General features: G+C 72.0%; 10 protein-coding genes. 6 read left to right on the plus strand and 4 right to left on the minus strand.

Annotated elements, in window-relative coordinates:
* Window positions 1–47: 47 nt before the first annotated feature.
* The 3 genes from eccD to DEU35_RS04890 are packed head-to-tail and all read left to right on the plus strand — an operon-like array spanning window position 48 to window position 4,039.
* Entirely contained in the window at window positions 48–1,382 is a 1,335-nt protein-coding gene (eccD, locus tag DEU35_RS04880) for a type VII secretion integral membrane protein EccD (protein ID WP_103206900.1), read from the plus strand.
* A 3-nt stretch (window positions 1,383–1,385) separates the two neighbouring features.
* Entirely contained in the window at window positions 1,386–2,714 is a 1,329-nt protein-coding gene (eccB, locus tag DEU35_RS04885) for a type VII secretion protein EccB (protein ID WP_103206901.1), read from the plus strand.
* Window positions 2,711–4,039: a S8 family serine peptidase gene (locus tag DEU35_RS04890; RefSeq protein ID WP_116238743.1), complete on the plus strand. Its 1,329-nt coding sequence runs from the start codon at window positions 2,711–2,713 to the stop codon at window positions 4,037–4,039. The genes eccB and DEU35_RS04890 overlap by 4 nt, the downstream gene beginning before the upstream one ends.
* A 114-nt stretch (window positions 4,040–4,153) precedes the next feature.
* On the opposite strand, the gene DEU35_RS04895 is transcribed toward DEU35_RS04890, so the two are convergent.
* Together DEU35_RS04895 and DEU35_RS04900 are read right to left on the minus strand one after the other, a co-directional pair.
* Complete coding sequence (locus DEU35_RS04895; RefSeq protein WP_116238744.1) at window positions 4,154–5,512, minus strand: FHA domain-containing protein; 1,359 nt, start codon at window positions 5,510–5,512, stop codon at window positions 4,154–4,156.
* Between the two features lie 52 nt (window positions 5,513–5,564).
* Window positions 5,565–5,759: a hypothetical protein gene (locus DEU35_RS04900; RefSeq protein ID WP_116238745.1), complete on the minus strand. Its 195-nt coding sequence runs from the start codon at window positions 5,757–5,759 to the stop codon at window positions 5,565–5,567.
* 25 nt (window positions 5,760–5,784) lie between these two features.
* On the opposite strand from DEU35_RS04900, the gene DEU35_RS04905 reads away from it, so the two are divergent.
* Genes DEU35_RS04905 through DEU35_RS04915 form a run of 3 tightly spaced genes read left to right on the plus strand, consistent with a single transcriptional unit; the run spans window position 5,785 to window position 7,751 of the window.
* The gene (locus DEU35_RS04905) at window positions 5,785–6,306 is read left to right on the plus strand and encodes a CGNR zinc finger domain-containing protein (RefSeq protein WP_103206905.1); all 522 of its coding nucleotides are present in this window, start codon (window positions 5,785–5,787) and stop codon (window positions 6,304–6,306) included.
* A gap of 15 nt (window positions 6,307–6,321) precedes the next feature.
* Complete coding sequence (locus DEU35_RS04910) at window positions 6,322–6,732, plus strand: GNAT family N-acetyltransferase (RefSeq protein ID WP_396652080.1); 411 nt, start codon at window positions 6,322–6,324, stop codon at window positions 6,730–6,732.
* The gene (locus DEU35_RS04915) at window positions 6,729–7,751 is read left to right on the plus strand and encodes a pirin family protein (RefSeq protein WP_116238746.1); all 1,023 of its coding nucleotides are present in this window, start codon (window positions 6,729–6,731) and stop codon (window positions 7,749–7,751) included. The genes DEU35_RS04910 and DEU35_RS04915 overlap by 4 nt, the downstream gene beginning before the upstream one ends.
* A 58-nt stretch (window positions 7,752–7,809) precedes the next feature.
* Here the strand turns inward: DEU35_RS04915 and DEU35_RS04920 are convergent, their stop codons facing one another.
* Together DEU35_RS04920 and DEU35_RS04925 are read right to left on the minus strand one after the other, a co-directional pair.
* On the minus strand, window positions 7,810–11,382 hold the full coding sequence (locus DEU35_RS04920) for a S8 family serine peptidase (RefSeq protein ID WP_181904569.1): 3,573 nt from the start codon (window positions 11,380–11,382) through the stop codon (window positions 7,810–7,812).
* A 261-nt stretch (window positions 11,383–11,643) separates the two neighbouring features.
* Window positions 11,644–12,765, minus strand: coding sequence for a D-alanyl-D-alanine carboxypeptidase family protein (locus DEU35_RS04925; protein WP_147301826.1), 1,122 nt, complete (start codon window positions 12,763–12,765; stop codon window positions 11,644–11,646).
* Window positions 12,766–12,860 lie beyond the last annotated feature (95 nt).

A 12,860-nucleotide genomic window follows, 5' to 3' on the forward strand; every position in this document is an offset into this window, starting at 1 on the left:
CGGGGTCTGACCGCAGGGGGCTTCGGTCCGGAAAGAGGGGGCCGCAGATGGCTGACGTCATGAATGCGACACGAGCGCTGCTGCGGTTGTCGGTGCAGAGCGAGGGACGCAGGCTCGACATCGCGATTCCGGCGCAAGTGCCGGTGATCGAGTTCCTCCCGGGCTTCGCCCGGTCCCTCGGCGTGCTCGATCCGTCGATGACCTCGGCGGGATACGCGCTCCAGCGCTCGGACGGCACCAGCGTCGACCCGTCTCGCGGTGCCGCGGCGCAGGGCATCGTCGACGGCGAAGTGCTGACCCTCGTGCGCGGAGGTCTCGTCGCCCAGCCGCGCGTCTACGACGACATCGTCGAGGCCGTCATCGACGCCACCAGCCAGCAGAACCGTCCCTGGACCACCCGCGACAACGCGCGCACAGCCCTCGCGGTCAGCCTCGCGCTGCTCGGCGTGTGCGCCGTCCTCCTGCTCGCGGCCGGTCGCGCCCTCCCCTTCGGCGCTCTCGTCGCGGGCGGCGGAGCCGTCGTGCTGCTCGTCGTCTCCGCGGTCGTCTCACGACTCGGCCAGCGCGAGGCAGGCCAGGGCCTGGGGATGGCGGCATCCCTCTTCGCCGCCGTCGCCGGCTTCATCGCCATGCCCGCCTCTCTCGACATGTGGGGATTGCCGATGGCCGCCGCCGGCGGCGGAGCCTTCGTCGTCGCGGGTGTCTCGCTCGCCCTCACTCGGGAGCGGGCCGAGCTGCAGCTCGCGCCCCTCGTGGCCGGTGGAGCGTTGGGCGTCACCGGTACGCTCGCCGCATTCTTCCCCGCCCCCGCCGTCTGGACCCTCATGGTCGGCGTCGTCGCCACGCTCGCGGGGGCACTGCCCTGGCTGGCCATCGGCACCACGCGTCTTCGCGTGGTGTCGCCCCAGAGCGACGCCGAGATGTTCGCCGACCCGCAGCCGATCGACGCCGACGACGTGGCCGCCCGCGTGGCACAGGGCAAGCGCGTCCTGATGGGACTGCGCCTGGCCCTGGCCGCCGCCATCCTGGTGGCGACTCCTCTCGTCGCCGCGCAGAACGCCACCGGCGCTCTCGTGTGCGCCCTCGCGTTCGCGGGCATGATGTTCCCCTCGCGCCAGACCTTCGCCCGCTCCGGCGTGCTCACCGTCATGGCCACGGGCATCATCGGTCTCGTCGTGGCCGGGGTCGTGGCCTCGCTCGCCCAGCCGGGTCTGCGTGTGGGCATCCTCGTCGTCCTGGCCATCGCCACCGTCTGCGTCGTCACGGTCACGTTGCTCGCCCCCAAGACGCGCCTGCGGCTGATCCGCCTCGCCGACACGGCCGAGCTGCTCGTTTTGGCAGCGCTCCTGCCCCTCGCGGTCATCTCGTCCGGTCTGGCCTGACGCATGGCCACCAAGGGCGACCTGATCGAGGCGCAGAACTTCTCGCGCCGCCGCCTGCTCACCGCATTCGTCAGCGGCGCCCCCGGCGGTAAAGAGCTGCAGCCGAGCTCGCCGTTGCGCGCGGTCATCGCCGCCATTGCCCTCACCGTGATCGTGGTGCTCGTCGGCGTCTTCTACGGGCTCATCCGCCCCGGTCTGCCGACGGGCTGGGAGAACGGCAAGCTCGTCCTCGTGTCCGACACCGGTGCCCGCTTCGTCACCGTCGACGGTGTGCTGCACCCCGTGATCAACACGGCCAGCGCCCGTCTGCTGCTCCCGGCGAACGAGTACGGCGTGATCTCCACCGACTCCTCGACCCTCGGCGGTACCCCCGTCGGCGACACCCTCGGCATCACCGGCGCTCCCGACGAGCTGCCCCCCGTATCCGGGCTGATCAACACCGGCTGGAGCGCCTGCGTCTCCGACGACGCCGGTCTCGACGTCCGCATCTCCGCGGCCGCGGCCCCTACTCCCGCCACGGACCGCGCGGTCGTCGTGTCGGTCGACGGCATCCTCCACGTGGTGCAGGGCGGTCGGAGCTTCGCCGTCTCGAGCGAAGTCGCCGACGCCGTGCTGCGCGCCGCGGGGATCTCCTCGCTCTCCCCCGTGACCGTGCCGGCATCGTGGCTCGATCTGTTCACGGCCGGTACGGCGCTCACCCCGATCACACTGCAGAACTACGGGCAGCCCGTCACGAACACCTCGCTGCGCGTCGGCCAAGTCATCCGGCAGGCCGGCGCCGCCGAAGACGAGCGCTTCCTCGTGCAGACCGGCGGGGTGCTCGAGTCCCTCTCGCCCCTGGCGTGGCAGCTGTACCAACTGGGCAGCGGCGAAGCCCTCAAGGGCAAGGTGACCGAGGTGACCGCGGACGAGATCCGCAGCCTCCCCACCGCGACGCAGGGCCTCGGCGACGAGTGGCCCCGGGTCGGCTTCGAAACCGTCCCCTCGGGCCAGCGTCCCTGCGCCGTACTCACCGCCGGCGAAGGCCAGGCCACGACGACCCTGGCCACGCAACCGACCTCGACCGCCGTCACCACCGGCATCCGGGTCGATCCCAGCCACGGGGCTCTCGTGCGCGCCGGCGGACGAGGCGCCGACAACACGAGCATCCTGACACTGGTGGATGCCACGGGCACGGCGTTCCCGCTTCCGGGCGCGACCGACGACACCATCGCGCGGCTCGGCTATTCCACGAACGACGTCGGCTCGATCCCCGACGGGTGGACCGCCCTCCTGCGCACCGGCCCCTCCCTGAGCGAGAGCGCCGCGCAGCAGACGCCGGAGACGAAGTGACCCTTCGCTCCCGCGCCGCTCGCCTGGCAGCCCTCGCTGCCGCGGCGGGGGTCCTGCTGGTCGGCATCCCGTCACCCGCGTCCGCCGTCGGTCCCACGACCGGCGTGCTGGCGGCGACGACGCAGAGCCAGTGCACTGCCTCGACGCGCATCCCCGACGCGCCCACCGCGCTCGCGTCGCTGCAGAGCTCGTCGGCCTGGCCCCTCACTCGTGGGGCAGGCGTGACCGTCGCCGTCGTCGATTCGGGGGTCGCGGTGAACCCGCATCTCGAGGCCGCGGTGCTGCCCGGAGTCAACCTCGTCCCCGACGGTACCGATGCGTCGGGACGCACCGACAACTACGCGCACGGCACCGTGATCGCCGGTCAGATCGCCGCCCAGCTGATCTCCGGCTCGGGAATCCAGGGCATGGCACCCGACGCGAAGATCCTGCCCGTGCGCGTCTACGCCGGTATCGAGAAGCAACTCGTCGAGGCGGGGTTCGGTCCGAACACCGAACGGTTGGCCGAGGGCATCCGCTACGCCGCCGACCGGGGTGCGCAGATCATCAATGTCTCGATCAGCACGAGCGAGAAGAACGCTTCCCTCGCGGATGCCGTGGCCTACGCGCAGCAACGCGGGAGCCTCGTCGTCGCCAGCTCGGGAAACCGCTCGAACAACGACTCCCCCGAGCAGGACGACAAGGACGGTGCGCGTTACCCCGCGGGCTTCTCCGGTGTCATCGGGGTCGCCGCCGTCGGGTCGGGCGGTGTCGTCACGAAGGCGAGCATCCACGGCCCCCACGTGAGCCTTTCCGCCCCCGGTCAGGCGGTCGCCTCGTCATGGCCCCTGGGCGGCGATTGCGTCGTCGGGGCCGACGAGCCCGCGACGAGCTGGGCCACGGCCTACGTGTCGGCCGCGGCGGCGCTCGTGGCATCCGCGCACCCCACCGAGACCCCCGCCCAGTGGGCGTACCGGCTCGAGGCGACCGCCGTCCGCGCGCAGCCCGACACGCGCTCCAACATCTCCGGATGGGGTGTCGTTCAGCCTTACGACGCGATCGTGATGGTTCCCGGGACGGGTCTGCGAGGTCCCAAGAGCCCCTTCGTCGCCGCCAGCCCCTCCGCCTCGCCCACCGCGACCCCCGAGGCGGTCTCGGTCGTCATCGGGCCGGGACCGGATGCCGCGGCCATCGCGACCGCGACGGGCGTCGGCGTGGCCGGACTCATCGCGCTCGGCGCGATCGGTGCTCTCGCGATCTACGTCAGCCGTCGCCGCGAAGAGGCGACTCCACGGCGCGCCGCCCCCACGGGCCGCGGGCTCTACGGGCCCGAAGAGCAGGAATAGCCGGCGGCGGGAAGAGCCCACCGGCCGCGAGCACGGCCGGCACGAACCGGCCGCGAGCCCTCCGGGGCGCGAACCAGGAGGAACTCGACGGCATCAGTCCATCGCCGATCGACGTCAGACGGTCGCCGGGCGCAACTCGATGCTCGCGTCGCCGAGCCGGAAGCGCGAGGTCGCGATCGCGGACGCACCCGCCGGAACCCGCTCGGTGCGCCCGTCGTCGTGGATGAGGGTCACTCCATTGGTCGAGTCGAGGTCGGTGATGCTCCAGCCGGTGACCGTCCACTCGAGTCGCGCGTGCTGCTTCGACATCGTCCGGGTGTCATCGACGACCGCGACGTACTGCACCGCGTCTTCCCCGTTCCCCGGCTTGCGGCCCAGAACCACCGTGCGACTGGTCAGCGCCACGCGGCCTCCGTCGGGTAGGGCGAGGGTCCACTCGCCGCGCCGACGCGAGCGCGGGCGGGCGGTCTGCGTCAGCTCGTCGAGGGGAGCCGCAGCGGCGGCACCGTCAGGCTGAGGGGCGGCCGTGGTGTCCGTGGTCTCGGCCACGCGGTCGAAGCCGGTGTCGTCAGGCCCGGTAACCGGAGCCGACGACGTGGTCGCGGCCTGAGCGGCACCGGTCGGGAAGGGCGCCGCGGGAGCCGGCGGCACCGGAGCAGGTGCCGCCGCAGGTGCGGTCCCTGTGGTCGGAACCGACGCCGCCGGGTCCGGCGGAGGAGTCGCGACCCCCGCCGCCTCCGTGTCGAGGGCCGCGGCCGCGATGGGCATCGCCGGCGTCCGGGTCAGGGCCGGCTCCGCGTCGGCCGTCGGCGCCGGGGCAGGCGTCTGCGCGGCGACCCCCGGAACGATGTCCGAATCCGCGGCTTCCGCGTCTTCCGCCGCCACCGACCGACGCCTCGACGGATGGATCGACGTGTGCTCGAAGTCTTCGTCGATATCGACAGGTCCGGGCAGCACGGGCACCGCGACCGGCTCCGCCACGACGGCGGTCGACCGTCGCCGTCCGGCGGTCGCGACCTCGGCCGCGCTCGCGCCGGGGATGGTGGTGATCGGACCGGATGCCGTCTCACTCAGAACGATCGGACGCTCATCGGCGACATCGCCGGCAGGCGCGGCATCCGTTCGCGGGCGTGCCGAGAGGATCGTCGCCCACACGGGCGGGAAGATCACCGCGAGGGCGGTCGTACCGGCCCCGCGCCCCGCGGTCTGGCCGATGCGGTGAGCGGCGGTGGCCTTGAGCACGAGACCGTAGATGTTGACGCCGGGGACCACGAGCAGGACGGCGCGGACCGGGTCCAGCCGCCCCAGGCGGAACAGCTCGGCCTCGTTGACCAGCGGGATCCAGGCGCGCCAGGGCTCACCCCCGTGCGTGGCGAAGACGCGCGACAGCCCGATGGCGTACCAGACGTGCAGCGCGATCACCGGCACGAGGATCGCGCACGCGATCGCCGCGATGAGGCTCAGAACAAGCATGCGTCCCCCGTCAGCAGTCTGCTTCGACGCTACCGTGCGGTGCGGCGCCGCGTCAGCCGATTTCGCGCGTCAGTGCCGTCGGCGGAGCAGCCGCGACCGCGTCGACGTCCACGCGTCGTACGGAACAGCCGGCGCATCGCACGTACCGCACGCGCCCGTCGCTCGTGAGGTGCACCGATTCCGTCATCCACGCGTGTTCGTGGACGGATGCCGAGGGGGCCAGGGGAATCGTGCGCGAAGCGGTCATGGATCCAGCGTGATGTAATGCCGTTATGCATCTCAACCCTTACGGGGAGTACGCGGTTCTCCTCGCCGCGTCGCTCGCGAACGACTGGCCCGCCGATCGAGACGGCATCGAGCGCCGCACGATCGAGATGGGCATGACGATGACCTTCCCCGTGGCATCCGACGATCACGAGCGCACCCGCGCCGTCATCGACGACTGGCTGCACGTCGTCGACGAGACCGATCCCGACGCGCGCGCGGCCCTGCTCAACGCCCAGATGGCGGCGGTGACCGCCTACCCGCGCCTCACCGACCACGACGGGGAAGGGTGGCACCTGCACTACCGCGACAGCGACGAGGCACTCCCGCGCGTGCTCGCCGCGGTGATCTCGGTCGGCACCTCGCTGCACCTCGTCACGCGCGGGATGAACCGCCTCGGCCGCTGCGCCGCCGAGCCCTGCGCGAACGTCGTCGTCGACGTGACACGCAACGGCCGCCAGCGCTACTGCTCGGTCCGCTGCGCCAACCGCGCCGCCGTGAGGCGGCACCGCGCTCGCGAGACCGCCTAGCAAACGGCATCCGGGATGCCACGGGGATGGCGGAACACCCGCACCCCCACCTACGTTGCTGTGGGTACCGACGACAGGAGACCCCCCATGGCCGACGAACTGACCGTAACCCGAAACGACGACGCCCGCCGCTACGAGATCCGCGTGGGCGACGAGCTCGGCGGCTTCCTCGAGTTCCGCGCGATCGACGACGACCGCACCGTGCTCCCCCACACCGAGATCGACCCGGCGTTCAAGGGTCGCGGCCTCGGGTCCGCCCTCGCCAGCGAAGCGCTCTCCGACCTGGCCCGACGCGGCGGCAGCGTCATCCCCTCGTGCCCCTTCGTCGCGCACTACCTGCGCGAGCACGACGTGCCCGGCCTGGTCGTCGAGTGGCCGAACGACGACGACGCTGCCGACTCGGCAGGACCCGGCGAACCCTCGTGACCCGGCTCGACGTTTCGCCTCCCGAGACCGAGGGACCGGTCGACTGCGACGGCCCGCGGGCGCTCGTGGTGGCGGCGCGAGAGGTGCCCCTGGGCGGCGTGCGCGGTATGGAGGTGCACCGCACCCTCCCCCACCGCGCGCTGCCGATGGTCGGCGCGTGGTGCTTCCTCGATCGCTTCGGGCCGCAGGACACCCTCATGCGCGTCGAGCCGCACCCGCACATCGGATTGCAGACGGTGACGTGGCCGATCATCGGCGAGGTCAGACACCGGGATGCCGTGGGCAGCGACGTCGTCGTGCGCCCGGGCGCCCTGAACCTCATGACGAGCGGCGCGGGCATCGCTCACTCCGAGTATTCGGTGGGCGAGGGGCCGATCCCGCTGGACGCCCTGCAGCTCTGGGTGGCGCTCCCCGATTCCCGTCGTCACGGCGCACCCGCGTTCGAGCGGCACGAAGACCTTCCCGTGCTCGATCTCGGCGACGGGGCCGACGCCGTCGTCGTGATGGGCCGGCTCGGCGACGTCGCCTCGCCCGCGACCGTGCACACCCCCCTCGTCGGGGCCGAGCTGCGCCTGCCCGCCGGAGTCGCCGTGCGCGTCCCCCTCCGCCCCGACTGGGAGTACGCGGTCTACGGGATGACGGGCACCGTCAAGGTGGTGACGGGGATGGATGCCGTCGACGCCGACGCGGCGAGACGCCCGGGATCTGCGCCGGAGGCGGGGCCCGCGGCATCCGTCGATCACACTCGACTGCTGTACCTCGGAAAGGGGCGCGACCACCTCGAGCTGCGCAGCGACGACGGCGCGCGTATGTTCCTGGTGGGCGGGGAGCCGTTCGAGGCCGACATCGTCATGTGGTGGAACTTCGTGGGCCGCTCGCACGACGAGATCGTCGAAGCGCGCGAAGCCTGGGAGGGGCAGACGGCCCGTTTCGGTCCCGTGATCGACCACGGGCCCGAGCGCATCCCGGTCCCGCCGCTGCCGGCCGTGAAGCTCACGCCGCGTCGGCGCCGCGGCTGATCCATCACGCACAGCGGCGCCCGAGCCGAAGCCCGGGCGCCGCCGCGTCGATCGATGACTAGCGCAGCACGATGAACGCGCTGCTCGCGCGCGACGACTCGACCGTCGCGCTGCCGCCGTAGACCGCCTTCACGAGCTTGACCCCGCGCGTCTGCGGGTCGAGGGCGATGGTCGCCTTCCCGTCCTGCAGGGTCGCGACGTAGTCCTTGCCCGCCACGGTGACGGTCACGTCGCCCTGGGGCGCGGGACCGCTGAGCGGACGCACCTTGACGGTCAGCGTGTACGCGTCGCCGGTACGACCGACCCAGGGGTCGACGGTGACCGTCGTGAACGAACCGACCACGACCGGCACCCCGACGCTGTCGGCGGTCGCCGTCAGTCCGTTGGCGGGCGAGGTCGCCGTGACCCGTACGGTGAGCACGCGGCCGAGGTCGGCGCGCTGCACGCGGTACGACGCCGAGGTGGCGCCGTTCACCGGCTCGCCGTCGCGCAGCCACTGGTACGTCGTGGTGACGTCGGCCGGGTTCCACGTGCCGGGGGTCGCCGTGAGGGTGCGCCCGAGCTTCGCGGTGCCCGAGATCGTCGGCGCGTCCACGATCGCCGGCGCGGCTTCGCCCGAGTCGACGGTCAGCACCGTCTGCACGTCGGAGTCGCCGTACCGTACGACGCCGAGGTACTGCGTTCGCGGAGCGAGCCCCTGCCACGACAGGTCGTACGAGACGGCCTCACCCTGCTGCACCGGAAGCGGATTCGGCGTGGCCGTCAGTTGTCCCTCACCGCCGGGGGTGACGTTGGCGTACGTCATGTCCCAGGTGAAGGGCCCCGTGAACGAGTAGATGTTCGCCTCGATCAGATACGTGCCGGGGGTGGGGTTCGGCAGCGTCACCCGCTCGTCGGCCGAGGCCGTCGCAGAGGTGAAGCGCTCGTAGTACCGCAGGTCGTCGGGGCTGACCACCCGCGAGACGAACAGGTCGAGATCGCTCCCGGTGTCATCCGACGAGTTCAGGTCGAAGCGCGAGAGGGTCGTCCCCTCGGGCACCTCGACGGTCCACCGCACGTATCCGTCGGCGTCACCGGAATCCTGGTTTCCGCTGTGGCCCTCGACGGGGTTGTCCGAATCGGTCAGCAACGTCTGAGCGGCAAGCCCCGACACCGTCAGAGGCAGCTCGCCGCCGACACCCGGGAGGATCTCGATCTTCGTCGAGCCCGCCAGGCCCGTTCCCGAGACCTCTGCCGGAGCCTCGGCGGTCGCGGGACGGATGGCGATGGGCGAGCGCACCTGCGTGCCGTCGCCGGTCCAGGTGAGGAAGCCGCTCGTCCACTGCTCGGCCGCGGCATCGGTGCGCGAGAAGGTCACCGTGAACGTCTTCTGCTCCCCGGCCGCACCGAACTCGAGCGTCGACGGCTCGACCGTGGCATCCACTCCGGGCACATTCACCGAAGCCGAGAACGTTCCGGCCCGGGTCGAGGTGACCGTGCGGGTGACGGTCTGCGGCTTCGCGAGCGAGCCGATCGAGATCGACGCGAGATTGAGGTCGCTGCCGTCGATCGGGGCGACGCCGAAGTCCTCGAGGCCCTTGCCCTGGAGGAAGGCCGCCCAGTCCGCGGGACCGTTGAGGTACAGCAGGCCCGGATCGAAGTACTTCGTGGGGTCCACGTGCCCGGCGCCCTGCGCGAAGGGGTCCTGAGCGGGAGCTCCCTCGGCGTCGACGGTGTCGTACGCGGTGGTCATCATCGCGGACTTGACCTCGGCGGGCGTCGCGAGCGGCCGCTCACCCAGGTACAGCGCGCCGAGACCGGCGACGTGCGGCGACGACATCGAGGTGCCCGAGAGGAACTCGAAGGTCGGAGCGGCGCCGGGGGCGTTGGCAGCGGCGGCGAGGATCGCCACGCCGGGGGCCGACACGTCGGGCTTCAGGATGTCGCTGCCGTCGGCGAGCATGGGGCCGCGGCTCGAGAAGCCGGCGACCTGCGGCGTCGGCGTCGTCTGACCCGTCACGTTCTCGCCGACGAGGGTCGCCGTGGCATCGGCCGTGCCGCGCACGTAGGCGAGCAGGGCGTCGCGATACCGGGCGTCGATGTGCACGGTGGGCACCGAATGGAAGTCGTTGTCGACCGAGGCGGGAGTGACGTTGACGAGGATCATGCCCACGCCGCCGGCGTCCTTCACCGCCTGCGACTTCTCGATGCGCGCGTTCTGCCCTCGGTCGCACACGACGATCTTGCCGGCCGCCTTCGCGGCGTCGAGCGATCCGATGAGGCACAACGCGGCGCCCGCGGGATCGGCTCCGGATGCCGCGATATCGCCCGCGTAGACCACGGGAGCCGTCACGTCCTGGCCCTCGCGGACCGACACCGTGGCACCCGCGGCCTGGAAGCCGTCGGGCAGTTCCACGGTTCCCTCGTAGGTGGGGATCGTGGATGCCGCGACCGTCGTGTACCAGGGCGAGGCGTGGTCGGCGGTCGACGCGCCGGGGCCGGAGTTGCCGGCCGAGACCGACACGAAGACACCGGCCGCAGCGGCGTTGAAGAACGCCTGGTCCTCGAGGGAGAGCGTGGTGGTGGCCGCGCCTCCGCCGATCGAGTAGTTGATGACGTCGACGCCGTCGGACACCGCGGCGTTGATCGCGCCGAGCAGGTCGCTCAGGGCGCAGACGTCGTCCGTGGTGACGAGGGGGTCGGGACCCGCCCAGCAGGCCTTGTACGCGGCAACCTTGGCGGCCGGGGCGACACCCGAGATGGCGCCGAAGTCGATGCCCTCGACGCTCGCGTCGACTCCGTTGTTTCCCGCGGCCGTGCTGGCGGTGTGGGAGCCGTGCGCGTCGCCGTCGCGGGGCGAGCGGTAGTCCGCCTCGAAGGTGAAGCCCGTGGCGGCGGCACCCTGGTCGAAGTACCGGGCGCCGACGAGCTTGGTCGAGTAGTCCGAGAGCGACCACCCGTTGCCCTCTGCCACGCGGGTGGAGCGGAAGTCGGTGCCGTCGCCCTTGCGGAAGACGACGTCGTTGCCGTCGAGATAGGGCTCCGAGCCGGCCGTGGTGCCGAGCTGCTCGCCCGCGAAGGCGGGGTTCTCGGGCGCGATGCCGGTGTCGACGACACCGACGACGACGCCCTCGCCGGCCGAACCGATGCCACCGATCTTCTGCCAGACGCCGTCGTCACCCTCGAGGCCGAGGAACTCGGTCGAGGGGACGGCGACCGGGTGGCGGATCTCGTCGGGCACGACCTTCTGCACACCCTTGGTCGCGGCGAGCTTGGCGGCCTGGTTCGGGTCCATGCTCGCACTGAAGCCGTTGACGGCGATCGTGTAGGTGGCATCGGGACGAACACCCGCCTCCTCGGCGACGTTCTGCTGCCGCTCCTCGAGGAAGGCGGAGTACTTCCGCGCCTGCGGGGAGTCGGCGTCGAGCCGCGCCTCGTCGGACTTCGTGGCGTCGAGGCCCGGCTCGCCGCCCTCGTACGTGGCGACGGGGGCCTCGTCGAGGACCACGATGTAACGGCCCGTCGCGGATTCGATGGGTGTGGGAGGCGTCACCCCCTCGCCCACGTCGGCAGCCTGAACGGCTGTGGCTCCGGCAACGGTGAACAGTCCGGCCAGGGAAATGGCCGCGACCGAACGCAGGGTTCGACCCATCGTGCGCTCCAAACGGGGGGATGAATTGAGCGATCTGCGCGGCAGCGGTGGCGCGCGTTGCACAAACATAACTCAGAGCGCTTTCATCACCAACGTTCAGTTTGGACGACATTCGAAGACGTCGGCATCCCGAGCCGTCCTTCCCGCGGGGCACGAGCGCTCGCATCCGGTCTCTGAGAGTCGGGGTCCGCCACCCCTGTCACCCCGGTCAGCGGGTCGTCGGACCGGCACCGCGGGCGGGGGCCGCGACCCGACGACGCGTCAGTAGGTCGGCGCGGCAGGCAGTCCGAAGAACTCCTCGAGGGTCGTGAAGCCGCCCTCGTGGTAGGCGCGGGCGAGCTCGGGACCGATGTAGCGCAGATGCCACGCCTCGGGCTCGTAGCCGCTGACACTCTCGCGTCCCTCAGCGTAGCGGGTGATGAAGCCGTACTCCCAGGCGTGCTCGCGCACCCACGCGCCCTGCGGCGACCCGGCGACGTCGTCGAGCGTGCGGCAGGAGCCGTTGCAGGGGACGATGTCGACGGCCATCCCGGACTGGTGCTCGCTGAACCCCGGGCGCGCGCTCTCTCGATCAGCCTCGGCGACGCCCCCCACGGCGACTCGTCCCGCGTAGGTGGACTTCTGCGTCGTGTACGAACGGTAGGCGCTGAGGTAGCCGATCTCGCCGACTCCGGCGTCGGAGGCGGCCTTCACGAGCGAGGTGAGGGCGGCCGCGGCCGGGGCGCGGACCGCGGAGTCCTCGAGGGCACGTACGTTCGCGGGCATGACGAGGTCGCCCGGCTGGTAGTCCACCGGGTCGTAGGGGCGCTGCTTGTTGACGACGAGCCACTCACGGTTCGGGTCCGAGAGCGAGACGCAGGGGGCGATCCCGGATGCCACGGCGGCACGGAACGCCTGACCGCCACCGGCCGCCGCGATGGTGGCCGCATCGTCACCCGACGCCAGGGCGGCGGTGAAGGCGGGGTCGTCGCAGGGAGTCGCTGTCGCGGCGACGGCGGCGAGCTGCGGAACGGGTATCCCGTCGTCGGCGACGGGCGGAGGGCCGGAGAGATGGTCGACGGCGTCGGACGCCGGGCCGGGCACTCCGCCGGAGGCGGCGGCGCCGATCGCCACCGCGCACCCGGCGACGACGATCACGGCCGCGACCACCACGACCAGACGCCGCCGCAGCAGCACCGGGGAGAATCGACGGATGCCGCGCGGCCCGGGCGCGGCGGCATCGAACGCGCCGATCCGGCCACGACGCCGGGCGCGGGTCGGAGCCTGCTCGGCGGGGGCGCGCTCGTCGAACACGGCGGGGAGGGTGAGCGCCGCGGTCGCGAGCCTCTCGGCCTCGGCGCGCGCGGCGCGGCGTGGCGAAGTCTCGGGATCGTGGCTGGTCATCGACTCCATTCTCGCGCGCGCATTCTGAGCGGTCGACCCGGGTGACGGCGGGCTCGGCGAAACTCGTTCACGTTGACGATTCTCGTGGCCGCGGC

Source organism: Microbacterium sp. AG157 (assembly GCF_003385695.1).
In the GTDB taxonomy this organism is placed as follows: domain Bacteria; phylum Actinomycetota; class Actinomycetes; order Actinomycetales; family Microbacteriaceae; genus Microbacterium; species Microbacterium testaceum.